Annotated in this window: 16 protein-coding genes and 1 tRNA gene; 9 read left to right on the top strand and 8 right to left on the bottom strand. The window is 41.3% G+C overall.

Annotation, left to right across the window (positions count from 1 at the left end; all coding sequences use genetic code 11):
* Position 1: 1 nt before the first annotated feature.
* Together A9Y75_RS04400 and A9Y75_RS04395 are read right to left on the bottom strand one after the other, a co-directional pair.
* Complete coding sequence (locus tag A9Y75_RS04400; RefSeq protein ID WP_071188326.1) at positions 2 to 1,444, bottom strand: cytochrome ubiquinol oxidase subunit I; 1,443 nt, start codon at positions 1,442 to 1,444, stop codon at positions 2 to 4.
* 285 nt (positions 1,445 to 1,729) lie between these two features.
* Entirely contained in the window at positions 1,730 to 2,440 is a 711-nt protein-coding gene (locus tag A9Y75_RS04395) for a YdcF family protein (RefSeq protein WP_071188325.1), read from the bottom strand.
* Between the two features lie 310 nt (positions 2,441 to 2,750).
* Between A9Y75_RS04395 and ctpB the strand changes: the two genes are divergently transcribed.
* A complete protein-coding gene (ctpB, locus tag A9Y75_RS04390; RefSeq protein ID WP_071188324.1) occupies positions 2,751 to 4,088 on the top strand; it encodes a carboxyl-terminal processing protease CtpB in 1,338 nt (445 codons plus the stop codon).
* 269 nt (positions 4,089 to 4,357) lie between these two features.
* Positions 4,358 to 5,326 (top strand): glycosyltransferase, encoded by a 969-nt coding sequence (locus A9Y75_RS04385; RefSeq protein ID WP_071188820.1) that lies wholly within the window; start codon positions 4,358 to 4,360, stop codon positions 5,324 to 5,326.
* 11 nt (positions 5,327 to 5,337) lie between these two features.
* On the opposite strand, the gene A9Y75_RS28230 is transcribed toward A9Y75_RS04385, so the two are convergent.
* The gene (locus A9Y75_RS28230; RefSeq protein ID WP_071188323.1) at positions 5,338 to 5,535 is read right to left on the bottom strand and encodes a hypothetical protein; all 198 of its coding nucleotides are present in this window, start codon (positions 5,533 to 5,535) and stop codon (positions 5,338 to 5,340) included.
* Between the two features lie 68 nt (positions 5,536 to 5,603).
* Between A9Y75_RS28230 and A9Y75_RS29340 the strand changes: the two genes are divergently transcribed.
* Positions 5,604 to 5,729 (top strand): helix-turn-helix domain-containing protein, encoded by a 126-nt coding sequence (locus tag A9Y75_RS29340; RefSeq protein WP_083389513.1) that lies wholly within the window; start codon positions 5,604 to 5,606, stop codon positions 5,727 to 5,729.
* Positions 5,730 to 5,910: 181 nt separating this feature from the next.
* Here A9Y75_RS29340 and A9Y75_RS29335 read toward each other — a convergent pair whose 3' ends face one another.
* Together A9Y75_RS29335 and A9Y75_RS04370 are read right to left on the bottom strand one after the other, a co-directional pair.
* A complete protein-coding gene (locus A9Y75_RS29335; protein ID WP_236721325.1) occupies positions 5,911 to 6,063 on the bottom strand; it encodes a hypothetical protein in 153 nt (50 codons plus the stop codon).
* A gap of 643 nt (positions 6,064 to 6,706) precedes the next feature.
* Positions 6,707 to 6,780 (bottom strand) — tRNA-Pro (locus tag A9Y75_RS04370).
* A 125-nt stretch (positions 6,781 to 6,905) separates the two neighbouring features.
* Between A9Y75_RS04370 and lipA the strand changes: the two genes are divergently transcribed.
* The 4 genes from lipA (at position 6,906) to A9Y75_RS04350 (ending at position 11,363) form a co-directional block, all read left to right on the top strand.
* On the top strand, positions 6,906 to 7,775 hold the full coding sequence (lipA, locus tag A9Y75_RS04365; protein ID WP_071188322.1) for a lipoyl synthase: 870 nt from the start codon (positions 6,906 to 6,908) through the stop codon (positions 7,773 to 7,775).
* A 102-nt stretch (positions 7,776 to 7,877) separates the two neighbouring features.
* Positions 7,878 to 8,822, top strand: coding sequence for an NAD(P)H-dependent glycerol-3-phosphate dehydrogenase (locus tag A9Y75_RS04360; protein ID WP_071188321.1), 945 nt, complete (start codon positions 7,878 to 7,880; stop codon positions 8,820 to 8,822).
* A gap of 557 nt (positions 8,823 to 9,379) precedes the next feature.
* Positions 9,380 to 10,630, top strand: coding sequence for an RNA polymerase sigma factor SigC (sigC, locus tag A9Y75_RS04355; RefSeq protein WP_071188320.1), 1,251 nt, complete (start codon positions 9,380 to 9,382; stop codon positions 10,628 to 10,630).
* 277 nt (positions 10,631 to 10,907) lie between these two features.
* Complete coding sequence (locus tag A9Y75_RS04350) at positions 10,908 to 11,363, top strand: transcriptional repressor (RefSeq protein WP_071188319.1); 456 nt, start codon at positions 10,908 to 10,910, stop codon at positions 11,361 to 11,363.
* Between the two features lie 217 nt (positions 11,364 to 11,580).
* On the opposite strand, the gene A9Y75_RS04345 is transcribed toward A9Y75_RS04350, so the two are convergent.
* The gene (locus tag A9Y75_RS04345) at positions 11,581 to 12,690 is read right to left on the bottom strand and encodes a peptidoglycan-binding protein (protein ID WP_071188318.1); all 1,110 of its coding nucleotides are present in this window, start codon (positions 12,688 to 12,690) and stop codon (positions 11,581 to 11,583) included.
* 25 nt (positions 12,691 to 12,715) lie between these two features.
* Positions 12,716 to 17,089, bottom strand: coding sequence for a cobaltochelatase subunit CobN (gene cobN, locus A9Y75_RS04340; protein WP_143046356.1), 4,374 nt, complete (start codon positions 17,087 to 17,089; stop codon positions 12,716 to 12,718).
* A gap of 93 nt (positions 17,090 to 17,182) precedes the next feature.
* On the opposite strand from cobN, the gene A9Y75_RS04335 reads away from it, so the two are divergent.
* Both A9Y75_RS04335 and A9Y75_RS04330 read left to right on the top strand, forming a co-directional pair.
* Complete coding sequence (locus tag A9Y75_RS04335) at positions 17,183 to 19,105, top strand: GAF domain-containing sensor histidine kinase (protein ID WP_071188317.1); 1,923 nt, start codon at positions 17,183 to 17,185, stop codon at positions 19,103 to 19,105.
* A gap of 72 nt (positions 19,106 to 19,177) precedes the next feature.
* Positions 19,178 to 19,846: an N-acetylmannosamine-6-phosphate 2-epimerase gene (locus A9Y75_RS04330; protein ID WP_071188316.1), complete on the top strand. Its 669-nt coding sequence runs from the start codon at positions 19,178 to 19,180 to the stop codon at positions 19,844 to 19,846.
* Between the two features lie 383 nt (positions 19,847 to 20,229).
* On the opposite strand, the gene A9Y75_RS29330 is transcribed toward A9Y75_RS04330, so the two are convergent.
* Positions 20,230 to 24,411, bottom strand: coding sequence for a PAS domain S-box protein (locus A9Y75_RS29330; protein WP_071188315.1), 4,182 nt, complete (start codon positions 24,409 to 24,411; stop codon positions 20,230 to 20,232).
* Between the last annotated feature and the right edge of the window lie 175 nt (positions 24,412 to 24,586).

The raw sequence follows: 24,586 nt of genomic DNA, 5'->3' as shown, positions 1-24,586 counted from the left end.
CCTATTGCGGTGTTTCCAAAGGACGACTATCGGGAATATGACTCACAGATTCAGTAGCAATTACTGTTTTGATCTCACTTCCTGGTATGGGTAAATTCAAATCTGGTCCTTTGCGAATAATGCGGCTACCAAAAAACATGGCTGAGACAAACAAAACACTGTAAAGAAGGGCAATAACCGTGAGTGAAAATAATACTTCACCTGGTTCTAAATGAGACGCTGCATCAGTAGTACGAATTTGTCCATATACTGTCCAAGGTTGTCTTCCTACACAGCGCACAATCCAGCCTGATTCAATTGCCAAATAGCCTAAAGGTGCAGCTAAAATCCAAGCCCGTAACAACCATTTTTGTTGATTGATATTATTTTCACTCAATTTACCTCTGAGCCATTGAATAATACTCCACAACATTAATCCTACTAAGAAAAATCCGATTCCTGCCATGATTCGGAAAGAATAAAAGATCAAAGGAATCATTGGGGGACGATCTTCTGGTTTCCATTCTTTGAGTCCTAATACAGGTTGAGAAAGTTTGGGTTTTAGTTCTAAAATGTAACTTAAACCATTAGGAACAGAAATTTCCCAATCATTTTTTTCTGCCTTTCTATTAGGAATTGCTAATATATTCCATTTGGCAGATTCACCAGCAGGTACAGTTTCCCATTGAGCTTCTATTGCTGCTAATTTAGTTGGTTGATATTGATAAACTTGATCGCCACTAGCATGACCAATTAACACTTGTAAAGGAGCGACAAAAAGTGCGATCGCTAAAACTATTTTGAATGATTTGCTAAAAAATTCTTGATGGCGATTATTGAGAATATACCAAGCACTAATGCCACCAATGACAAATAAAGAAGTCTCCAATGTTGCTAAGAACATATGGAGAACACTATTCACCATGAAGGGATTTAAAATTGCTTGAAAATAGTCATCAACAATAAACTTACCATTCACCATTTCTCCACCACTAGGAGTTTGAAACCATGAATTAGCAACCAAAATCCAGAATGTGGAAAGATTCGCCCCAAAAGCTACGAGAATAGTTGCTAAATAGTGAATTACGGGAGGAACTCGTTCCCAACCAAACATCATAATTCCCAGAAAAGAAGCCTCTAACATAAATGCCATTGAGCCTTCAAACCCCAGAATACTACCTAAGAAATCTCCCACCGCTTCTGATAATGGAGCCCAGTTAGTCCCAAACTGAAAACCCATTGGTAAACCTGATGCAACACCGATTCCAAAGTTTAGTAAATACAGTTTTGACCAAAAACGAGCATGATGATAATAAGTAGGATTTTTGGTTTTTAACCATAATCCTTCCACTACAATTAAGTAGATAGACATACCTGTAGTTAATACAGGCCAAATCATGTGAAAAATCGCTGTAAATGCGAATTGCATCCGCGATAACGCTACGGTATTAGATAAAATCTCCATACTCTTTGAGGTAGTTATACAAAAAGGATAAATACGTACTCGGAATATACATTAATATTTGTTTATACCTTATTACTTCCAAAAGTTTTAAGCTTTGCAAGGTTTGACAATACGTCGTTTTAGACCTTTTTCATCTTTTCATAATTTATTTTTTATGCAAAGGCATTAACCGCAAATATCCGTAAGTCAAAACTAACCCAGCACACAACTATTCACAAACTCTTACTATCTGCGTCTGGAGCATCTAGAGCGTCAGATAAAATCATCTTCTCACTTAGCAACAACTTAATGTTGAATCCTGTTAATTATTCTCCCCTGATATTCACACTGAAAGCCTCTCTGTTCCCAAGCGTGCATATCCACATCAACCAGTTTTGTAATTTGTGAACATTGGGGTTGAATGATTTGACTTAAAATCGCCCACAATAAGCTGCGGATAACGTCTAAGAAAGTTTTTAGCCAAAACTCACGATTACCAGGAATACCTTTTTCCTTAACAACATCAAGCTCTACCCAGATACCATGAGCGCCTAAAGTGATTTGCGCCATCAACTTGGCTCGGAACACATGAGTTCCTGAAGTAATTAATTTTACCTTATGCACACCCCAATCCCGCAAAATTGGTATTCCATAATAAAGATTTTCAAAGGTAGAATTGGCACAATTTTCTAACCAGATATTTTGTAAATCTGCTGCTTCTCGCTGAAAAATTTGCAAAATACATGGATCTGGAGAACCATGAGAAATTAAAATTGGGGTTTGTGGGTATTGTTTTGCTAGTTGGGCTACATAAATTTCCCTACGAATGCTCCCTCCCAGCACAAAAAAGGCATCTACCTGCTGTGAAGAAGCAGAAACTAAGGTTATAGTGGTGAAAGTTAACCAACTAACCAGGATAAAGCACACAGCAAAAGTAATATTTTTTAATAAACTCCTGATTTTTCTAAATCTACCCTTCAAAGAAATTGATAAATTAATGGTAAATTTGTGCTTCATAACATAAAAAAATAAAGCTTTATTATCTAATATTGAAAAATTCTGCCATCAACTCAACAAAGTGCTATCTTAGTAAAAGAATTTAGGGTGTAAAGATGAAACAGTGACCCCTGTCACAAGAGTGCCGTGTTTATTTTTACTGTAAAACTGAAAAAAAGCAATTATTGCTAATAAAATAGACAGTAATATCCACATCATTTACAAAGGAACAAATGATGAATTAAGCATAGCTGAAATTGAGGGTATAAAAGCTTGAAAATCTCAGGAAAGCCTGATTGTTAAACTGTCAACAATACAACTATCTCCATACATGAACCAATCTGTGAAACGTCACTCACCGCTCCAAGCAGCCTTGATTGGTGGAGCGATCGCTACAACTGCTACTCTATCTGTATTTAGTCAAGCTTGGACTCGCTCCGTTCACGCTGCTTTACAAGATAGTCCCAAAGCGTTAGTTGACCAAGTATGGCAACTTGTGAATCGTGAATATGTTGATGGCAAATTTAATCAACAAGATTGGCAAGCAACCAGGCAGAGTCTGTTAAGCAAAAACTATACTTCTAACGAACAAGCTTATGTAGCTATCCGCGAAGCCCTACAAAAATTGGGAGATCCATACACAAGGTTTATGGAGCCTAAACAGTTTGAAACCCTCACCAGCCAAACATCTGGGGAAGTTTCAGGAATTGGCATTCGCATGGAAATAAATGAAAAAACCAAGCGCTTAACTGTCATCGAAGCTATCGAAAATTCCCCCGCCCTCAGAGCAGGTATTCAAACCGGTGATGAGATTTTGGCAATTGACGGTAAACCTACTCTCAAGATGAAAGTAGATGATGCCTCTAGTCTTATTCGCGGTAAAGCCGGTAGCCCCGTCACATTGAAACTGGGAAGAACCGGAAAAAATGCCTTTGATTTGAAACTGACAAGGGCAACAATTGAAGTCCCCACAGTCCGTTATACCCTCAAGCAAGAAGGTGGTCGTCGGATTGGCTATATTCGCTTAAGAGAATTTAGCGCCCACGCAGCTGATCAAATGCGACGGGCTATTCGCAACTTGGACAATCAAAAAGCCGATTCCTATGTTTTAGATTTGCGAGGAAATCCAGGAGGTTTACTGCAAGCAAGCATAGAAATTGCGCGGATGTGGTATGACAATGGTGGAATTGTCAAAACTGTAGATCGTGTAGGCAGTAGTGAAGAAACAAAAGCCAATCGCACAGCTTTAACAAATCGTCCTTTGGCAGTTTTAGTAGATGGTAACTCCGCTAGTGCGAGTGAAATTTTGACCGGCGCACTCAAGGACAATAAACGCGCAGTAGTTGTAGGTAGTCAAACTTTTGGTAAAGCCTTAGTTCAATCAGTTCATGAATTGGCTGATGGTTCTGGGTTAGCAGTCACGATTGCCCACTATTACACCCCCAAAGGCACAGATATCAACCATAAGGGAATTACCCCCGATATCAAACTAGAGTTGACAGAAGCACAAGAGCGTCAATTAGCTTCTAATCCAGATTTAATCGGGACTCAGAGTGATCCTCAATATGCCCGTGCTATTGCTGCTCTTTCTAATAGCAAATTTGCTCAACCTGTGACAGTTCCTAACTCACAACCTCTGAGCAGTCGTGCTGAAGACTTGAAATTTTAAGCTTTGTGATCAGGTGTTCATGTATTTTTGTGATTAACTTGCTCCCACTCTGAGAATCAAGGGTGGGATTTCTTTAGGAATTTTAGATTTCAAAAACAACCAAATACGGATTCCCACAGATATAGCAGGTGACAGTCTTATAAGTCTTTTGGTGTCTAGATTTTATAATCAATTGATAATGAAACTCCCACTACAACAGGGTTTTACTCCTGACTCCTGTTATAAATATAATACCAACCTGAACAATGATTGAGACAGATATAGGACTTATGCAAAAAACCTCTCAAAGCTTTCTCCCCAAAGTTTCGGTGGTGATTCCTATTTATAATGGTGAAACAGAGTTACCAGAATTACTGAGTTGTCTTTTAGGGCAAACTTATCCCCAAGACCGGGTAGAGTACTTACTCATAGATAATAACAGCAGCGATCGCACTCTCTCCATTCTCAACACAACCGCTGAAAATTCCCCCATTACTATCCGTCCCTTAAGTGAAAATAATATTCAAAGTTCCTACGCTGCACGCAATACAGGTATTAAAGCCGCTACTGGTGAAATTATCGCTTTTACCGATGCCGATTGTCGTCCTCAACCCCAATGGCTAAACACATTAATTCAGCCTTTTATTAATTCAGAAGTTGTAATTGTCGCTGGTGAAATTGAGGCGTTACCAGGAAAAAACATTCTGGAAAAATTCGCAGATAAACAAGAAACGTTATCCCAAAAACATACCCTTGCTCATAAATTTTGCCCCTACGGACAAACTGCAAATTTAGCAATTCGTCGTAGCATTTTTAACAGTTCAGGATTATTTCGTCCCTATCTTAGCACAGGGGGAGATGCAGATATTTGTTGGCGCATTCTCAAAGGTAATTTAGGGAAATTAGAATTTGCGCCGAATGCTATTGTTCAGCACCGTCACCGAGTGACAATGAAAGAATTAGCCAGTCAATGGCGACGTTATGGACGTTCTAATCGTTATTTACATGAATTACATGGTGTAGATTTAATGCGAGAGATGACACCAGGAGAATATCGTTATCGCGTATTACGTTGGTTATTAAAAGAATTACCAAAAGCAATTATTAAAAATATTCTTGGTAAAGCTGGTATTGTAGACTTATTAGATACTCCCATTGGTTTATTTACTGCTAATGCGCGTTCTCAGGGACAACGAAATGCGAAATTACCAGAAAACGCCAAAATAATTGAATACTTCAATAACTCTACATCTGGATAAAAAAATAAAAATTATTGGAAAAATGTTTTTTGGAAGATTTTAAGTTGATGATAGCGGGGAAATATCATGGTTTCTTTTTTGAATTTGCGTCCATCATCGTCTCGTTTTTCTTCTGTTTGCAAATGTAGAAACCGAGCTAAGAGATCAAGTAAACCTACAGCATCATTAAATATCCTATTTGGAACTAATCCAAAAATTACTCGAACCATGCGATACCTTCGGTAAGCTTCGCTAACGCAAAACCTATGGAGAAAGACAAAGGGAGGTAGCAGCAAAACTGGGTAAGTCAGTCCGAACAGTCCGCAGACTGGTTAAAAAATGGGAAGAACAAGGTTTAGCCGGACTGCGAACGTTATGCTTATCAGAGATTTATTCGTACAGTATCAATAGAAAGCCTATCTGATGATATTGCACAGAAAATTGCCAGACAACCAGAAAATTATCCGGGCTTTTTAGTTGCTACTGCTGAGGCAAAATGTAGGAATCTTGTTGCATCCAAGATAGTTAAAGTTGGAGAAGTAGCACGCCAGGAAAATTGGTTTGAGAATTAACTGCTTCAATAAATTTAGTGAAAATGTTATAACCTACAATTTGCTTGTCAACTGCTCATAAATAACATCTAACCACACGGGAATCACAGCTTTACCTTCATCCAGAGATGCGATCGCAAAGTGATCCGTAGGAATCGCTACCTTGGTAACTTGCTTGCTAACCTCTGATAAATTACATCTAACCACACAGGAATCACAGCCTTACCTTCATCCAGAGATGCGATAGCGAAGCGCTCCGTAGGAATCGCTCTTTTCCTGTCAAATTCTACCAAAGAAAGCGAAGCATCCTGTGCCGATAACAACATAAACCGCTTCCCCTGACCAGAAATAAACAACTCCGGTTCTTGTTCCTTCAGTTGTTTCAGCGTTTCACAGGCAATATCAAAACTTATCCCCGTAGACAGCTAATATACCAAAGCAGCCAGTTCCACCAAATTAGACCTGGAGTAATAAATACTGCGTCCCGTACCCGTATCACTAATTACAGGAACTGAAAGGCGCAATCCACAAATTTGGGCGCGTTGTAGTATGGATGTTTCAACACCCCTCCCGGAGTGGGGCGGGTTGAAAGATGTGAGGCTAGAAATGATATCGAGCAAAATGTAGCTTCTGGTTTTAACACCCCTCCCGGAGTGGGGTGGGTTGAAAGAACTTCATGAAAGGATATAAAAAATTTTAGGTGGGTTGAAAGGCGCACTTCGTTCAGGATTTTCCCTGACTAAAGCAATACAAATAAATAAAAGCTATCATTGTAATAGCCTTCAACGCCAATACACCGTAATGACTAGGTAATTTGGCAACGCGGTCAAATAATTTGGCAAGTGACAAATCGGGATGACTGGATTCGAACCAGCGGCCCCTTCGTCCCGAACGAAGTGCGCTACCAAGCTGCGCCACATCCCGCTATAAATATGACAATTTAAGAAAAGTATACCACAATCAGCAAAAAATCACAAATATTCTATCTTTCACAGAGGTCTTTGCTTGCTAGGATTAGATGTGTAGAACTTCAGTGGTAAGAGTGGATTGTGACTGTAAAACCAGACTGGTTGCGGGTAAAAGCGCCTCAGTGGGAGCGCGTTGGTAACGTTAAAGAAATTTTGCGGGATTTAGCCCTCAATACGGTTTGTGAGGAAGCGTCCTGTCCAAATATTGGTGAATGCTTTAATGCTGGTACTGCTACATTTTTGATTATGGGGCCAGCTTGTACCAGGGCTTGTCCTTATTGCGATATTGATTTTGAGAAAAAACCTCAACCATTAGATCCTACCGAACCGACGCGACTGGCCGAAGCTGTGCGGCGAATGAGACTTAATCACGTGGTGATCACTTCTGTCAATCGGGATGATTTAGCAGATGGTGGTGCATCTCAGTTTGTACATTGTATTACCGCAGTTCGTAGCGTCTCACCTAATACTACAATTGAGGTGCTAATTCCTGATTTATGCGGAAATTGGGATGCACTAGAAATCATTCTCCAAGCTGCACCAGAGGTACTCAACCACAACACAGAAACGATATCACGCTTGTATCGTCGGGTACGTCCTCAAGGTAATTATGAGCGAAGCATGGAATTATTAAAGCGAGCGAACCAAATAGCTCCCAGCACCTATACCAAATCCGGTATCATGGTAGGCTTAGGTGAAACTGATGCTGAAGTTCGCCAAGTCATGCAAGATTTACGAGCAGTGAATTGTGATATTTTGACAATTGGGCAATATCTCCAACCGAGTCAAAAACATTTGCAAATATCAGATTTTATCACTCCAGAAAAATTTGCAGATTGGAAAGAGTACGGGGAAGAACTAGGTTTTTTACAAATTGTTTCTTCACCATTGACAAGAAGCTCATATCATGCGGAGCAAGTTAGGGAATTAATAGAACGCTATCCGCGATAAGGGGGCAGGGGAGCAGGGAGCAGGGAGCAGGGAGCAGGGAGCAGGGGGAAGAAGTACTTTATTACCTGTTGTCTTTTACCAATGACCAATGACTAATGACCAATGACTAATTCTAAAATCGAAAATCGAAAATCTGTTGTTATTCTGGGTGCTGGTGCTTGGGGTACAGCCTTAGCAAATTTGGCACAGATAAACGGTCATCAAGTGTGCTTGTGGTCGCGTCAGGGTTCCCAGACTCTAGAAACAGTGTTATCAGATGCCGAAATCATCCTATCTGCTATCTCCATAAAAGGGGTAAGTAGTGTAGCCGCTTTAGTCAAGTCTTTCCCCTTATCTCCAGAGACAATTTTTGTCACAGCCACAAAGGGACTAGAACCGCAAACTACTTGCACACCGTCGCAAATTTGGCAAACCGAATTTCCTGATCATCCAATAGTTGTGCTGTCTGGTCCAAATTTATCTCAAGAGATCGAACAGGAATTACCAGCTGCAACGGTAGTAGCCAGCAAAAATACTGCTGCTGCCCAAATGGTGCAGCTGGTATTTTCTTCCAATCGGTTTCGTGTGTATACGAACCCTGACCCCGTGGGTGTAGAACTGGGGGGTACAATCAAGAATGTCATAGCGATCGCAGCTGGGGTATGTGATGGACTGCACCTAGGAACCAATGCTAAAGCAGCCTTAGTCACTCGTGGCTTGACAGAAATGGTTCGCATTGGTAACATCTTTGGTGCAAAGACGGAAACATTTTACGGTTTATCGGGTCTAGGGGATTTGTTAGCCACCTGCAATAGTCCCTTAAGTCGCAATTACCAAGTTGGATACCAATTAGCTGGTGGCAAAACGCTCACAGAAATTCTCGCCACTTTACCAGGAACCGCTGAAGGAGTGAACACTTGCCGGGTTTTGATGCAAATATCCCAGCAGCAAAATATCGCTATCCCTATTACTGAACAAGTTTATCGGTTACTTGAGGCTGAGGTTACACCTCAAGAAGCATTGGATGAACTCATGTTACGAGATATCAAGCCAGAGTATAACCAATAGAGTTATGCCTCACACTGCGCGCTATCAGCATTATTTCGTAACTCACCTCAACTCATGACCAATTAATCACTAAAAAAAAGTGTTAAATCGTCAGGAAATTACCTCCCCAGTCGTGTAAATATAACTATGTACTTTATAAACAGCAAAATTACTAGGAATATGTTTATACCGGGTTATAAAAATAACAGCTAATTTAGCTCAAAAGTGCAATGTTAACTCAGTAATTCCTAATTTACAGCCTAGTACCGCTTTGCGGAATTTGTAATTTTGAATGACTGTTCCGTCAGGGCTTTAGACATTTCCCATGAGTGGCTGATTGACGCAGCGCTGTAATAGCCCTAGCTCATCATAGCTATTGGTTTAATCAAAAAACCATAGTTATCGAAATAAGTAAAGTGTAATAAAAATAACATAGTACAATAATTTGCAAAGAATTGTACTGTAAACATCAACAATGTTAGTTCATCGTGAATTACGGGAATAATAGCAACAGTTGATTAGCTGACCGTAATTTTAGCTGACCGTAATCTATTGTCACCTGGAGCAATTAAGACATTATGCCAGCAACCTCTTTTTATACAGATGCCGCCTACGATTCTCAAAAGTCTAAACCCACATTAGACTCTGATCTAACGATTGATGACAGTGATTTGTCCCTAGATGATCTGCAAGATTTGGAAATAGCTGCTGTTGATTCTCATAATTTAGCGGCTAACAACAACCGTCGGAGTACAGACTTAGTACGTCTATATCTTCAAGAAATTGGTCGGGTAAGGTTATTAGGAAGAGATGAAGAAGTTGCAGAAGCCCAAAAAGTGCAGCGATATTTGCGGATGCGGATAGTGCTTGCTAACGCTGCCAAGGAAGGTGATGCTGTGATTGTACCTTATCTTCGGTTAATCGAAGTTCAGGAGCAGTTAGCATCTTCGCTGGGACATCGGCCGTCTTTAGAAAGATGGGCTACTACGGCTGGTTTGAACTTAGCAGATCTCAAGCCGACTTTATCAGAAGGTAAACGTCGCTGGGCAGAAATTGCTAAATTGACAGTGGAAGAACTAGAAAAAGTTCAGTCCCAAGGACTCCAAGCCAAAGAACACATGATTAAGGCCAATCTGCGCCTTGTGGTTTCTGTGGCCAAGAAGTATCAAAATCGGGGCTTAGAATTGTTGGATTTAGTCCAAGAAGGTACTCTAGGTTTAGAGCGAGCCGTAGAAAAATTTGACCCCACCAAGGGTTATCGTTTTAGTACTTATGCTTATTGGTGGATTCGGCAGGGAATTACCAGAGCGATCGCTACTTCTAGCCGCACAATCCGCTTACCTGTTCATATTACAGAAAAACTTAACAAAATTAAAAAAGCCCAACGGAAAATTGCTCAAGAAAAAGGTCGCACTCCTACCTTAGAAGACTTAGCAATTGAATTAGACATGACACCTGCCCAAGTCAGGGAAGTTTTGTTGCGTGTACCTCGTTCAGTTTCTTTAGAAACCAAAGTTGGTAAAGATAAAGATACTGAGTTGGGCGAATTGCTGGAGACTGATAGTGTCACTCCAGAAGAGATGTTAATGCGCGAATCTTTACAAAAAGATTTGCACAATTTATTAGAAGATTTAACTAGCCGTGAGCGTGATGTCATCCTCATGCGCTTTGGTTTATCCGATGGTCATTCTTACTCTTTAGCTGAGATTGGTCGCGCCCTAGACTTATCCAGAGAACGTGTCCGGCAAATTGAATCTAAGGCTTTGCAAAAGTTGCGCCAACCCAAACGCCGTAACCTCATCCGCGACTATTTAGAGTCTCTAACTTAGTACCATAGACAGAAGGTGAAAAGCTGGTGAAATCAGCTTTTGCTACCTTTCTGGATTTAAGTTATTTTTGCTATTCTCTACTATGGCCAGGAAATCTTAACAGGTGTGAAGGCGATACCTGGCAACAGCTATCATTATCGAATTTTAACCTTGAGATTTAAGATTGTCATCTGACAAAAGACAAATAGCAAATATTATCATTAAGCTGTAATTGTTGCAAATCCAGCCTAACATTTGCTATATTCTCAATTAACAGGCTTTGTTGAGAAAATTTAGTATGACTGTCTACACAACTGGTTCACTCAAGGCAGAACTAAACGACCGAGGCTGGCGTTTAACACCACAGCGAGAAATAATTCTACATATTTTCCAAGAACTTCCGCAAGGTGAACATTTAAGCGCCGAGGATCTTTATCATCGCTTAGAAACTGACGGTGAAGGTATAAGTCTATCAACTATCTATCGGACGTTGAAGTTGATGGCGAGAATGGGGATTTTGCGGGAACTAGAACTGGGTGAAGGGCATAAACATTATGAACTTAACCAGCCCTACCCCCATCATCACCATCACCTCATTTGTGTCAAGTGCAACGCTACTATTGAGTTCAAAAACGAGTCAATTTTAAAAATTGGCACAAAAACAGCCCAAAAAGAAGGGTTTCACCTACTTGACTGTCAGCTGACAATTCATGCAGTCTGCCCCAAATGCCAAAGGGCATTAATGCCGCTTTAGCACCGAGGTGGGATAACTAGATAAAAATCCTCTGTGTCTCCGTGTCAGCCTAATTATTAGTATTTAAGCAGACACGATATAATCAGTGAGTGGGGGAATCATCTGCCACGTTTAAGCGAATTTAATGGAAATGAGCCAGTATTACTGGAGGACATAAAGTTTGTTTCATCAGCTTTTTAACCTTTTTTAACTGGATAGCTACTTCCGTCGTACTGTGCTAGAAGTTGCCGCTGATGATGTCACCGGGGCTAACGCCGTAAAATTCTTGGGCGCGTTTGATGGCTTTTTTGGTGTCTTCTGCCATGATGCCGTTGAGTAGGCCTTTATAGAAACCTTTCTCCTGTAGTCGCATTTGAACTTCTAAGACATTAAAATCACTCTTAGGTGAAGTTTTGACTAAGTTATGTAACTTAGAGCGAGTAGTAGTTCCCGCAATGCTGTTGGCTTCTAAGTGATGATGTTTTTGAAAGCGACTAACAGCATCTGCTGTGTAGGAACCATAGTAACCATTGGGCGGTCCGTCTAGATATCCGGCTTTGATTAATTGTTCTTGGAGAATTCTGACAGCTTCACCGCGATCGCCTAAACTAAGTTGATCTCGATTAATTTCCTGTTGGGAAGTATCTTCGCCACTTTCTGCATTTACTGGGGGTAGTTTGGCGAGTGTAGTCGGTCCAACAACACCGTCAGCGCTTAACTTATAAGCTTTTTGGAATCTCTTGACAGCTTCTTCGGTAATTGGACCAAATATGCCACTCGGATTCCCAAAATAAAAACCAGCAATTCGCAAGCGTGCTTGTAAAACTTTGACATTTTCACCTTCATCACCTTTAGTAATGAGGTTGGGATTTTGGCGCTTGTTAGTTGCTGAACGAGGAGTACTGGTTGTGGTTCTTTGTGTTGGTGCTGTAGCAGTTTTAGTTTTTTTACTCTCTGGCTTTTTCTGCCAACTTTCTAATTTTTGCCAAGTTTTAACTTCAACAACACCATTAATCGGTAAACCAGCAGCTTTTTGAAACTGTCGGACAGCATCTTCTGTGGGAGAATCATAGACTTCAGTGATAGGATCTCGATAAAAACCGGCTGAGTTTAACTTTTGTTGCAGATTTTTGACAGAAGGGCCTTGATCGCCTTTTTCTAATGCTAAAACGCTACCAACAGCACTGAAAATAGAAAGAATTAAAACAAGGGGAAGCATATACTTCCAAGCCTTGCTAGAAAGACGTTTCCAATCTGGTACGGCTGCTGGGTGAAATAGAAAAGCTAATTCACCAAATTCACTATCTTCATAGGCAAAAGCTAGGTGCAAATACGCTATATTTTCCATATTTGTTTCCTACACCACTTTATATTTATTCAATTGCTGCTTCAGCTTGATGTACTAGGTTTCGCAAATCGTCCAATGTCTGTGTGCTGACATCCTGCCATAAACCGCGCTGATGTGCTTCTAGTAGCCTTTCAGAAATATCACGCAACGCCCAGGGGTTCTTTTCTTGGATGAATTCACAGACAATTGGATCTTGTAAATATGCCTGGACGATACCCTGATACATATGATCTTCTACACATTGAGCGGTAGCATCGTAGGCAAATAAGAAATCTACAGTCGCGGCCATTTCAAATGCACCTTTGTAACCGTGACGCATAACGCCCGCAATCCATTTGGGATTAACTACACGAGAACGATATACCCGCGCAATTTCTGCTTTGAGTTGGCGGACTTTTGGCTGGCTGGGAATGGAATTGTCACCAAAATAGGTTTGAGGATTTTTTCCTTGGAGAGAACGCACCGCTGCGGTTAAACCACCCTGAAATTGGTAATAATCATCGGAATCGAGTAAGTCATGTTCCCGGTTGTCTTGATTGTGCAACACAATTTGCATTTGCTTCAAGCGTTGCTCAAATGCGGCGGTAGAGGTGACAGCAATATTTTCTGTTCCCTGTTCCCTGTTCCCTGTTCCCCCAGAATAAGCGTAAGAACTCCAATTCATGTAGGCGCGGGCTAAGTCTTTGTCATCTTGCCAGTTTTGGGAGGCGATTAAGCCTTGAAGTCCTGCACCGTAAGCACCTGGTTTAGAACCAAAGACGCGATATTGCGATCGCTCTTGTGCCGCTTCTAAACTTAAACCCTGTTGAGTCCATAAGTCAGTATCTTGACGAACTGCTTCTGCTAAGGGGTTTTCTGCTGCCGGTTCATCTAATGCGGCTACGGCTGTTACAGCTTGGGAAAATAAATCAATCAAGTTGGGAAAAGCATCTCGGAAAAATCCCGAAATTCTTAAAGTCACATCCACACGGGGACGACCCAAAATAGATAAGGGCAGAATTTCAAAATCTACTACTCTTCTGGCTGCACCATCCCAAACAGGTTGAACACCGATTAAAGCCAAAGCTTCGGCCATATCATCGCCACCAGTCCGCATGGTAGCAGTTCCCCATAATGATAAACCTAATGTTTGGGGATATTCTCCATGTTCTTGGGTGTAGGTTTCAATGAGGGTTTCGGCTGCGTTTCTGCCGATATCCCAAGCGGTTTCTGTGGGAATGGCGCGAATGTCAACGGCGTAAAAGTTCTTACCTGTGGGGAGGACTTCTGGCCTGCCGCGTGTGGGTGCGCCGGAAGCTGCACTAGGAATGTATTTTCCATCAAGTCCGCGTAAGAAGTTGGTGATTTCTTCGTCGGTTTTTTGCAGTGCGGGGAGGAGTTTGGATTCTATCCAGTTAAGAGTTTGGGTAATTGGTAATTTTATTCTTTCTCCTGACTCCTGACTCCTGACTCCTGACTCCTCAGTAATTTTTTCTACTAAAAAGGCGGCTTCTTGTTCTAGGAGTTCTACGACATCGCCGATGATGCGGGAAGAGTTAAGTCTCACGCAAAGGCGCAGAGGCGCAAAGTGGGTTATCGGTGGGATAAAGGGGTTACTGAAGTTAGAGGTGAGGGGGTCTATGTCTAAGCCCCAGTCTTGGGCTATGGCGCGGGTAATGCCGATGGAATGGCGGTTGGGGAGGCGAGCGATCGCTATTATTAAGTCTCGGAGTTGTCTATTTTGGGGACATTGACCGAAAATGTGTAAGCCATCGCGGATTTGGGCTTCTTTGAGTTCGCATAAATAGCCATCTAAGGAATTTAAGATTAAGGTTTCAAAGTTGGCGATGTCTTTTTCGTCGGTAATTCCTAAGTCTTTATAGAGATTTTCTTTGATGACTAGTTCCTGAATGCGATCGCGTATTGTTGGTAAACGGGTAGGATCTAAACTTTCGGCTTCATAATATTCATCAATTAAATTTTCTACCTGTTGCAAGGGTCCATACAATTCAGCGCGAGTCATGGGCGGTGTGAGATGGTCGATTATTACCGCCTGGGCGCGACGTTTTGCTTGAGAACCTTCTCCAGGATCATTGACAATAAATGGGTACAGGTGCGGCATTGCCCCAAAAGCAACTTCGGGATAACAAGTATTAGATAAAGCAATACTTTTACCAGGTAGCCATTCTAAGTTTCCATGTTTGCCGACATGAGCGATCGCATCAGCCCCAAAACAACTGGAATGTTTTTCCCGCACCCAATAGTAAAAAGCTAAATAGGCGTGTGTTGGTTCTAAATCTGGTGCATGATAATTTAAACTAGGGTCAAGATCGTAACCCCGTGAAGGCTGAATTCCTACGAAAATGTTACCAAATTGAATCCCAGAAATAGGTAAAATCTCCCCATCCTCTGCGACCTCAGCGCCTCTGCGGTTCGTTTCTCCAAAAAATCCCCAACGTTGAATAATTTCTTGTTGTACAGATTCTGGTAAAGTTGCAAAATACTTTTGATATTCTTCGGCTGAAAGACTTTGCTGTATTGGTTTCCAATCTCTTCCTTCTGGATCATTGGTAACGCCAGATGTGAGAAGTTGAATTAATTCATCTCCTGTAGCTGGGATATCTCCCACTTCATAACCAGCTAACTGTAAAGCTTTGAGAATTTCTACACAACTGGCGGGAGTGTCGAGTCCTACGCCATTAGCAAGGCGACCATTGGTGTTGGGGTAATTTGCTAAAATTAAGGCTATACGACGTTCTTGGGGTGGTTTCACTCTTAATCGAACCCAATTAGCTGCCAGCTGTACGACAAACTCAATGCGATCGCTCACTGGTTCATAAACTACCACATCGGTTTCTAAGTCATGATTGCGAGTTTGCAAAGTTTTAAAAGACACAGCCCGACTAATAATTCTCCCGTCAACCTCTGGTAATGCCACATTCATCGCCATATCACGGGGAGTCAAACCTTGTGACTGTGACTCCCACTGCTCCACGGAACTAGCGCAGAGAATTACTTGTAAAACCGGTACATCTAATTTTTCCCAAAGTTCGATTTGTGGTGTTTCTGTTTCCAACCGCGCTAGGGAAAAACTGGTGGTATTAAGTAAACAATCAATATGCTGTCCATCTTTCGGCTGAAACAACTCATACAACTGTTCGCTCACACCAGGTTCACGCAATGACGATACAAACACTGGCACAGGTTGTAAATTTTTTTCCCCCAAAGCCGCACATAAAGCCTCAATAACCTTGGTATTTCCCGCCAAATAATGAGCGCGATAGAACAAAATACCAACTTTGGAAGGTGACAGGTGACAGGTGACAGGTGACAGGTGACAGGTGACAGGTGACAGGTGACAGGTGACAGGTGACAGGTGACAGGTGACAGGTGACAGGTGACAGGTGACAGGTGACAGGTGACAGGTGACAGGTGACAGGTGACAGGTGACAGGTGACAGGTGACAGGTGACAGGTGACAGGTGACAGGTGACAGGTGACAGGTGACAGGTGACAGGTGACAGGTGACAGGTGACAGGTGACAGGTGACAGGTGACAGGTGACAGGTGACAGGTGACAGGTGACAGGTGACAGGTGACAGGTGACAGGTGACAGGTGACAGGTGACAGGTGACAGGTGACAGGTGACAGGTGACAGGTGACAGGTGACAGGTGACAGGTGACAGGTGACAGGTGACAGGTGACAGGTGACAGGTGACAGGTGACAGGTGACAGGTGACAGGTGACAGGTGACAGGTGACAGGTGACAGGTGACAGGTGACAGGTGACAGGTGACAGGTGACAGGTGACAGGTGACAGTGTAGAAGAAAGCTCTTCCCCTGCACCCTGCACCCTGCTCCCTGCACAAGAGCTTCCCCACTCATACATTCCCACACGAGGAACAGGTTGTGGTGGTGGGGGATTAAACGAGGTAGACAAGGCTGTATCAGCGATAAATTGGAGGGCGTTCAGGAAATTTTCTATACCACCTTCCTGAAAGTATTGCCAAATTTGCTGAACAATTTCTAAAGAAATCGTAGATTTAGAGATTAAATCAAGATCAAGTCCGTCGTCTCCTGGCATTACAATAAGGGTTGTACTATTACGTTGCACAATTTCTTGTACCACTTCTAAGCCATAACCCCAGTAGGAACTTCCGCCAATTAAACGGAGAACGATCACTTGGGCTGATTCTAATACTTGTTCAGCATAAGCATCTATACTTATTTGTTGCTGTAGTTGTAATAAGTTGGCTACTCTAATTTGTGGAAATTGGGCAGGTAATTTTGTAACGACAGCTGCTAGGGTTTGAATGTCGGTATCGGCAGCCGTGATTAACACAAAAGGTGATGGGGTTTGTTCAAGGAAAATTAAGCCTTCCGACTGATTCCATCCCCCTGGTGTAGCACTTATACGATGCATAATTCTCTTTTACCGTTTTACACTGTTGGTTAGTACACAATCAAAAACAACTTCTCAATCCAGCTTTTAGCCCCTCTCACTACATTTTTGAAAATGCTTATTTCTCCTGATTTGGGCTTTTCTCGAACCTTTCCTTTAAGTGTATTTAATCAGCTTGGAGAATTATTACAGCAAATGGTTCAGGCGGTAGAAAGTGATGCTTTAGTGTTGACAGAAGCTGTGCTGGTGCGGATGAAACTGCCTGTAGAGTGGCAAGGGCAAAGGTTTAAGCTGGTGGTTTCTCAGGGATTTAATGCACTGTTGGTGGGAACCCAAAAGCCGGGGAAGCAAGAAATTGACTCAGCCCTAAATGCTAGTTTGACATTTAATGAAGAAGCGATCGCTGCTTTTGTCTCGAAATTGCGAGATTTGTTTGGCTGTAATTCTTACACATACCAAAATCTTGAACATTATCGGCAACTTCTTGCTCCTAATGATGTCACGCTCCAAAGTAAATTTACTCTGTTATTGTTAGAATATTTTTTCCCTGATTTCAACCCAAATTTAACAGTACCTGCAAGTTCAATTCCTCCAGAGGGTTTTAGTTGTCAGTCGGTGGAAAACGCCTTGACAAAACAGATTGCTCAGGAACGTCTGTTGAATCAAGTAACAACGCAAATCCGTAAAAGCCTAAACTTGCCATTAATTATGGCTACGGCAATTACACAAGTACGTGAATTTCTAGAATTAGACCGATTAGTAATTTATAAATTTGAGCCGCTTAAAGTCAAGACTCAACATACACAAGATTTAATCCTAAGTTCAGTTAATTCTCAATCCTTAGAACAGAATAATGAAAATGGCTGGGGTTGTATAGTTTATGAAGCAATGGCTACAGACAATATTACCTCAGTATTAAATTATCAAGAAAAAGACTGTCTGACGCGCATTTCTCACTGTTGGGAAAAATATCGTCAAGGTTTTATTTTAGCTGTTGATGATGTAGAAAAAACCTATGCACTAGAAGAGTGCTTATTAAATTTTTTACGAGCGAACCAAATTCGGGCAAAATTGGCAGCCCCGATTATGTTTGAAGAAAAACTTTGGGGGTTATTGATTGCTCACCAGTGCCACGTTCCCCGTGAGTGGCAGGAAAGTGAAAAAAACTTGTTAAACTCAATTGCAGAACAATTAGCGATCGCTATTCATCAAACTGAGCTAATGGAATCTCTGCAAGACGCTACGCGAATACTGACTCAAGAAAAACAAACTCTGGAACAACGAGTTATTGAACGCACAATGGCACTGCGGGAAGCACTACTAGCTGCTGAAGCTGCAAGTCGTCTCCGAAGTGAATTTCTGGCTACAATCAGCCATGAATTGCTGACACCTTTAACTTATGTGATTGGAATGTCTTCGACATTATTACGTTGGCCTTTAGGTGAGTTAAGTCAACGACAACGGAATTATTTACAAACTATCCATGATAGTGGTGAACATTTATTAGAAATGATTAATGACATCCTCGATTTATCGCAAATTGAGGCTGGAAAAACAGTATTAAATATTTCTGAATTTTCTTTAATCAAGATAGCAGAAAATACCCTAGAATGCTTATTAGAAAAAGCCAAGAGCGAAAAAGTCACTCTTAAACTCGATTTGCAAATTAACCCTTTGCGCGATCGCTTTACAGCCGATTCTGGAAGAATAGAACAAATTCTTTGGAATTTATTAACTAATGCGATCAAGTTTACCCCAGAAAGTGGCAGCGTCACTTTGCGTTTGTGGGTAGAAGATGACACTGCCATCTTTCAAATAGAAGATACTGGAATTGGCATACCAGAAGATCAATTACCACTACTATTTGAGAAATTTCAGCAACTGGATACACCCTATCGTCGTCGCTACGAAGGTACAGGAGTTGGTTTAGCTTTAACTAAACAACTTGTAGAACTTCATCGCGGTCGAATTGAAGTAGAATCTACTGTAGGTATGGGTTCAATTTTTACTGTTTGGATACCAAATCAATTAAAATAATTCGTAATTCGTAATTCGTAAATTGAATTAAACTTCCAGAATTTGTTAAACAATTAAAAATAAAAATCAAAAATGACTAATTTACAAAAAGGTTTAATTGTTTCCTGTCAAGCACCTGTAGATTCTCCATTACATGATGCTTATGTAATTGCTGCAATGGCACAAGCTGCGGTTAATAATGGTGCTGTTGGTGTGAGAATTGATACGCCAAACCATATTAAAGCTGTGAGAGAAAAAGTACAAGTACCAATTATTGGACTTTGGAAACAAGTCATAACTGGTTCTGATGTTTACATTACACCACAGTTTCACCATGCTGTTGCTGTCGCACAAGCCGGTGCAGATATTATTGCTATAGATGCAACTACCAGAAATCGTCCCGGTGATGAAAAGTTAATTGATATTATTAACCGTATTCATCAAGAATTGGGTAAACCAGTGATGGCAGATGTGGATACATTTGCAGCAGCAAAATTAGCGGTTGATGCTGGTGCGGATATTGTGGGGACTACTCTTTTTGGTTACACTGCGGAAACTAAAACTTTTGCTCCTCCTGGTTGGGAATTACTCAGACAGATAGTAGAAAATCTTGATGCCTTTATAATTTGTGAAGGCGGTATTTCTTCACCAGAAATGTCCAGAAAAGCTTTAGATTTAGGTGCTAATGCTGTTGTTGTTGGTGGGGCAATTACGGGGATTGATTTGTTAGTTAAAGCTTATAATTCTGCATTGGAAAATTAAACTCATAAGTAAGTGAGCGTTAAAAATTGTCGTTGAGATAAGGCAGGGGAGCAGGGCGCAGGGGAAAAGAGTTTCAGCTTGCTTTGCTTTTCTTCACATACCTTTAATTTTTTCTGTTCACCTGACTTGAAAATAAGACCCCACCCCTAACCCCTCCCCGCAAGCAAGGAGGGGAATAAGAAGTTTTTTCATGTGTCCTGGTGTACGCAGTTTATGATGGCTACTTACAAATACAGCAGATTTCAGGTAAATGAAGTACAAAATTTCAGAAAAAAGCCATATAACAAAAGACTTTCAACCCTGTTCTCGCCCCTTCGGGGCTTGGTCATTCTTGAGTTTTCTAAAACAAATAATAGTTCCTCCTGGTCAGCTAGTCCTAGAGATTAACAGAACATTACAGACTGATTGCGTCCCTGTTGTTTGGCGCGATAGAGTGCCTGATCTGCTTGCTCGATTAGGTGGGCTGGTAATGTTTGAAAAGTAGGTATCTGGCTAGTAATACCAAGGCTAATTGTAACTGTATCGCGCCCTTCCGAGGCTTGGTGAGGAATTGCTAAATCTTTAATTGCAGAATGAATTCGTTGAGCGATCGCTATCGCCCCTTCAACATTAGTATTAGATAAAATAACCACAAATTCTTCCCCACCGTAGCGAGCGACTAAATCAGCCGGACGGCACACTACCTGTTGCACTGCTTGAGCGATTTTAATCAGACATTCATCCCCCATTTGATGACCGTAGGTATCGTTATAGCGTTTAAAATAATCAACATCAAATAACAGTAAAGATAGCGGTTGCTGTTCTCGGTAGAGTCGCTGCCATTCTTGCTTTAAGCGATTGTCAAAACAGCGACGATTGGCAATTTGCGTTAATCCATCAGTATTTACCAGTTGTTCCAGTTCCTGATTTGCCAGTCTGAGGTTATATTCCGCTTGCTGCAAAGCTAATTCGGCTTGTTTGCGTTCGCTCACATCTAACACAACACCATAATATACAATCTCTCCATTTTCCCTCCGTTCTGGTCTTGAATTCGCTTTTATCCATTTGAGTTTTCCTGAAGGGGTGATAATGCGCCACTCATAGTTAAAAGGAGACATATTTTCCAGACTGTGAGCCACTGCTTCCTCATAGCCAAGGCAATCATCAGGATGAAACTGCTCAAAACAGAGATGGGGATTTTCAAGTATCTGTTCAACAGTAATTTCATGAATATCCTCAAACGCACGACTCATATATTCATAATACCAAGAGCCGTCCAACCCACTAACCGTAATATAAATTACTCCTGGCGAAGATGCAGAAATCTCTTTGAATCGCTTTTCGCTTTTCAGTAAGGCTAATTCTGCTTGCTTGCGTTTACTAATATCCGTAACTCTCACCAAATCAATAATTTGATCCGCTATATTGATGCGTTTTACCGACAGATTGCCCCAGAAAATATTACCTTTTTTAGTCACATATTCTACTTCTTGACTCCAAAAGCCTAATTTAGCTATATCGTCAACAATCATTACCATTTCATCATCGGTAAATCGCTGTTTTTGTAAAGTTTGCCCTAGTGTGCCAATCAGTTCTTCTTTGTTGGCAACTTCAAACATCTCCACAGCCCGGCTATTGCAATCAAGAATTAATGGATTGGGAACATCAACCAGAAAAATAGCATCGGTAGATTCGTTATAAATAGCTTCTTTAAAATCTCGACTTTTCCTTAGTTCTAACTCTGCTTGTTTGCGATCAGTAATATCTTGGGATGTTCCTAAAGTTTGTTTAACGTTGCCATTCTCAGTTCTAGAAAAAACCGTATCGCGACTATAAAGCCAACGCCATTGACCTTGAGTATCCCTAACACGATATTCTATTTCAATGAACTGATGATCTTGCAGATAAATAGTCTGTTGTATCGCCGTATAGACCCGATTTAGATCATCAGGATGACAGATAGTGGGAAACAAATTAGCTCCCATTTTATGAATTTCTGCGGCTGAATATCCTAATATTTCCGCAACAGAGCGATTTATGTAAACATTACGCTGTTCGGTGAGATCGTAAATATAAAGTAGGTTTGGCGTTAGTTCTGTAATCCGTTCAATAAAATGCTGACTCTGGCGCAGAGCTTCTTCTGCTTGTTTACTCTTAGTGATATTGAGTAAAACACCATGCCAAACAATATCACCATTCTGTCGCAGTTCAGGACGAGAATTTGCTTGTACCCACTTGAGTTTTCCCGAAGGTGTAATTAGTCGCCATTCGTAAAAAAATGGCTTGAGAGTTTTGGCACTAAGGGCTGCTGCTGCATGATATCCCACCCGGTCATCAGGATGAATTTGTGCAAAACAAAGATTAGCATTTTCTAAAATTTCTTCTGGTTCTAATTCTAAAAGATATCGACAACCCAAGCTGACGTACTCAAAAGTTGCAGATTCATCAGAATGTTGTACAAGAGTGTACATAGTTCCAGGGATATTAGACGCTAATGTGTGGAGTAAATTCTGGCTATACTGTAATGCTTCCTCCATGTACTTGCGTTCGGTGATGTCGTATAAAACGCAATGTGTCCTCACAAATTGACCGTCTGGTTCATACTGAACACGACCTTCGAGCAGAGCGACAATCTCACTACCATCCTTTCTTGTTAGATACAATTCTGCACTTGCCTTTTTATTACATTTGAAATGTGCAAATGCTTCTGGGAAATATAATTGTGTCTTCCGTGACCAAAACTCGCCAAAAGGCTTACCTATGAGTTCTGCTGGGGTATATCCCAATAAGTTACAAAATTGCGAGTTGACATCAATAAAACATCCCTGTTCATCGAGGGATTGATAAGCAACAGGGGAATTTTCAAATAAACTTCTAAATCGATATTCACTCTCTAATAAAATTTGTTCGGTTTGTTTGCGTAAACGAAGCTCGTTGTAGAGATCGGTGACATCTTTCATCATCCCAATCACACAATCCTGGCCATCTAAACGTTCCACCCTAGCTGACATGAGAACGGTCTTGCTTTGCTTTGAGTAAGTGCGAATCACTACTTTAAAATTCTGGAGAATTCCTTTATTAATTAGCGTCTGTTTGAAGTGGTGCAAATCTTCTATATTTTCCCACAATCCCAATTCTACGCAGGTTTTACCGATGATATTTTCTGGGGTATCTTCCCAAAAATTACAAAAACTTTCATTAACATTCAAACACCTTCCTTCAGCTAATGTAGCAATCCAAACGGGGTCAGGAGTGGTATGAAAAATGGTCGAAAATTTGCTTTCCGATTCCTGAAATGATTTTTTGACTTGAGCAGACATCTGGTTAAAGGATGTTGCTAAAACCTTCAGTTCTGCTATGGCTATATCTTCAGATAAAGGCTCTTGCCACTCTCCTTTAGCCATAGCTTGACTAGCTCGGCTCAATCGCAAAATCGGTTTAGCTATCCAGTATGCAGTGAGGCTACCCGTGCCAATAGCAATTACCAATGCTAAACCACAAAACAGAAAGGTTGTTTGGGCATTAGCATGAATCTCTGCCGTAAATTCTGATTCAGGAATCACCGTCACCACGAGCCAATCTAAGCCGTAATCGTCGCGGTAAGGCGTAACTCTCACAAAGGGTTTTTGCTCTAAATCAGGGCGGAAATTTTGAGGCTGAGTAATGGTATTTAAACTGCCAAACCGCTGCATTAAATCCTGCGTTACCTCGCGGATCACAGGTTCACTGCTATTTAAGGCTTTGAGTCTTGTAGCTGTACCATTGATGATGGGGGCTGGAGATTCATCTTCGGAACTAGCAACAATTAGCCCGGATCGCTCCATAATAAAAGTGTGACCGGATCTTTTATGATCCAGTGTTTTCAGAAACTGACTGATTTGATAGAGTTCCAAATCAATACCGAGTACACCTAGCAGCTTTTTCTGCTCGTCATACACTGGAGTGCTTGCTGAAATGCTGATGCGATTAGGTAAACCGCCCCAGGTGTAAATTGAACTCCAAATCGGCTTACCAGCTTTGACTGCATCTGAATACCAGGCAAAATTAGAATATTGGGGGTTTTTCAGCGTAGCTACTAAAGAGAGCCTATTACCCTGGTCATCTACTGAGTAAAAGCGGAATTTGCTTTGGTCAGATAGGGGAATTTCTGCTATTTCTAACTTATTACCCAGTCCATAACCAGCACCAATAAATCCTCCCTTTTCACTGCCAAAGTTAACATAACCAAAATTGAGCGATGGGCTACGCCCCACCATAGGCGATCGCACCTGACGATAAAAATATTTTCCCAAGGTGTTAAAATCATTCAAGTCTAAAATTCCCGACTCGAAGGCATCTACATTTATGCGGTTGATTTCCTGGGCTTTCCCTAAATAACTATTCAGATGTTGATCAATGCGATCGCTCACCTCCATCATCAACTGATCTGCAAGCTTCTCTACAGCCTCCTCTCCGCTACGGTAGGAAAAATAACCCACTAGCGTCACCACTCCCACAGTTTGCAAAACAAACGGCACAATCAACAGGGTTCGTAGAGGCAAATTGGCGAATGTTTTAGCGAACCAGTTGACAGAGGGATAAGTCATATTCCAATTACAAAGTAATCAGAGTTTAGATCACTTTAGTGACATACTCCACATACCCCCTTATGCCTTGCGGCACGCTACGCGAACAGGTGAGTGTGGGCTTCTCGGCGACTCTTCTATAAAGACATTAACCGAGCTTTAAAGCCCTATGCCCTAGGGACTTTTGGAGATAATT

The sequence above is a fragment of the Trichormus sp. NMC-1 genome (assembly GCF_001858025.1).
Classification (GTDB): domain Bacteria; phylum Cyanobacteriota; class Cyanobacteriia; order Cyanobacteriales; family Nostocaceae; genus Anabaena.
The sequence above is the reverse complement of the archived record's forward strand: the minus strand, read 5'-3'. Positions and strand labels throughout refer to the sequence as shown.

Coding starts and splice junctions, on each gene's coding strand:
- A9Y75_RS04400 (WP_071188326.1), bottom strand. CDS start 1,444: ATGGAGATTTTATCTAATACCGTAGCGTTATCGCGGATGCAATTCGCA.
- A9Y75_RS04395 (WP_071188325.1), bottom strand. CDS start 2,440: ATGAAGCACAAATTTACCATTAATTTATCAATTTCTTTGAAGGGTAGA.
- ctpB (WP_071188324.1), top strand. CDS start 2,751: ATGAACCAATCTGTGAAACGTCACTCACCGCTCCAAGCAGCCTTGATT.
- A9Y75_RS04385 (WP_071188820.1), top strand. CDS start 4,358: ATGCAAAAAACCTCTCAAAGCTTTCTCCCCAAAGTTTCGGTGGTGATT.
- A9Y75_RS28230 (WP_071188323.1), bottom strand. CDS start 5,535: ATGGTTCGAGTAATTTTTGGATTAGTTCCAAATAGGATATTTAATGAT.
- A9Y75_RS04360 (WP_071188321.1), top strand. CDS start 7,878: ATGACTAATTCTAAAATCGAAAATCGAAAATCTGTTGTTATTCTGGGT.
- sigC (WP_071188320.1), top strand. CDS start 9,380: ATGCCAGCAACCTCTTTTTATACAGATGCCGCCTACGATTCTCAAAAG.
- A9Y75_RS04350 (WP_071188319.1), top strand. CDS start 10,908: ATGACTGTCTACACAACTGGTTCACTCAAGGCAGAACTAAACGACCGA.
- A9Y75_RS04345 (WP_071188318.1), bottom strand. CDS start 12,690: ATGGAAAATATAGCGTATTTGCACCTAGCTTTTGCCTATGAAGATAGT.
- cobN (WP_143046356.1), bottom strand. CDS start 17,089: ATGCATCGTATAAGTGCTACACCAGGGGGATGGAATCAGTCGGAAGGC.
- A9Y75_RS04335 (WP_071188317.1), top strand. CDS start 17,183: ATGCTTATTTCTCCTGATTTGGGCTTTTCTCGAACCTTTCCTTTAAGT.
- A9Y75_RS04330 (WP_071188316.1), top strand. CDS start 19,178: ATGACTAATTTACAAAAAGGTTTAATTGTTTCCTGTCAAGCACCTGTA.
- A9Y75_RS29330 (WP_071188315.1), bottom strand. CDS start 24,411: ATGACTTATCCCTCTGTCAACTGGTTCGCTAAAACATTCGCCAATTTG.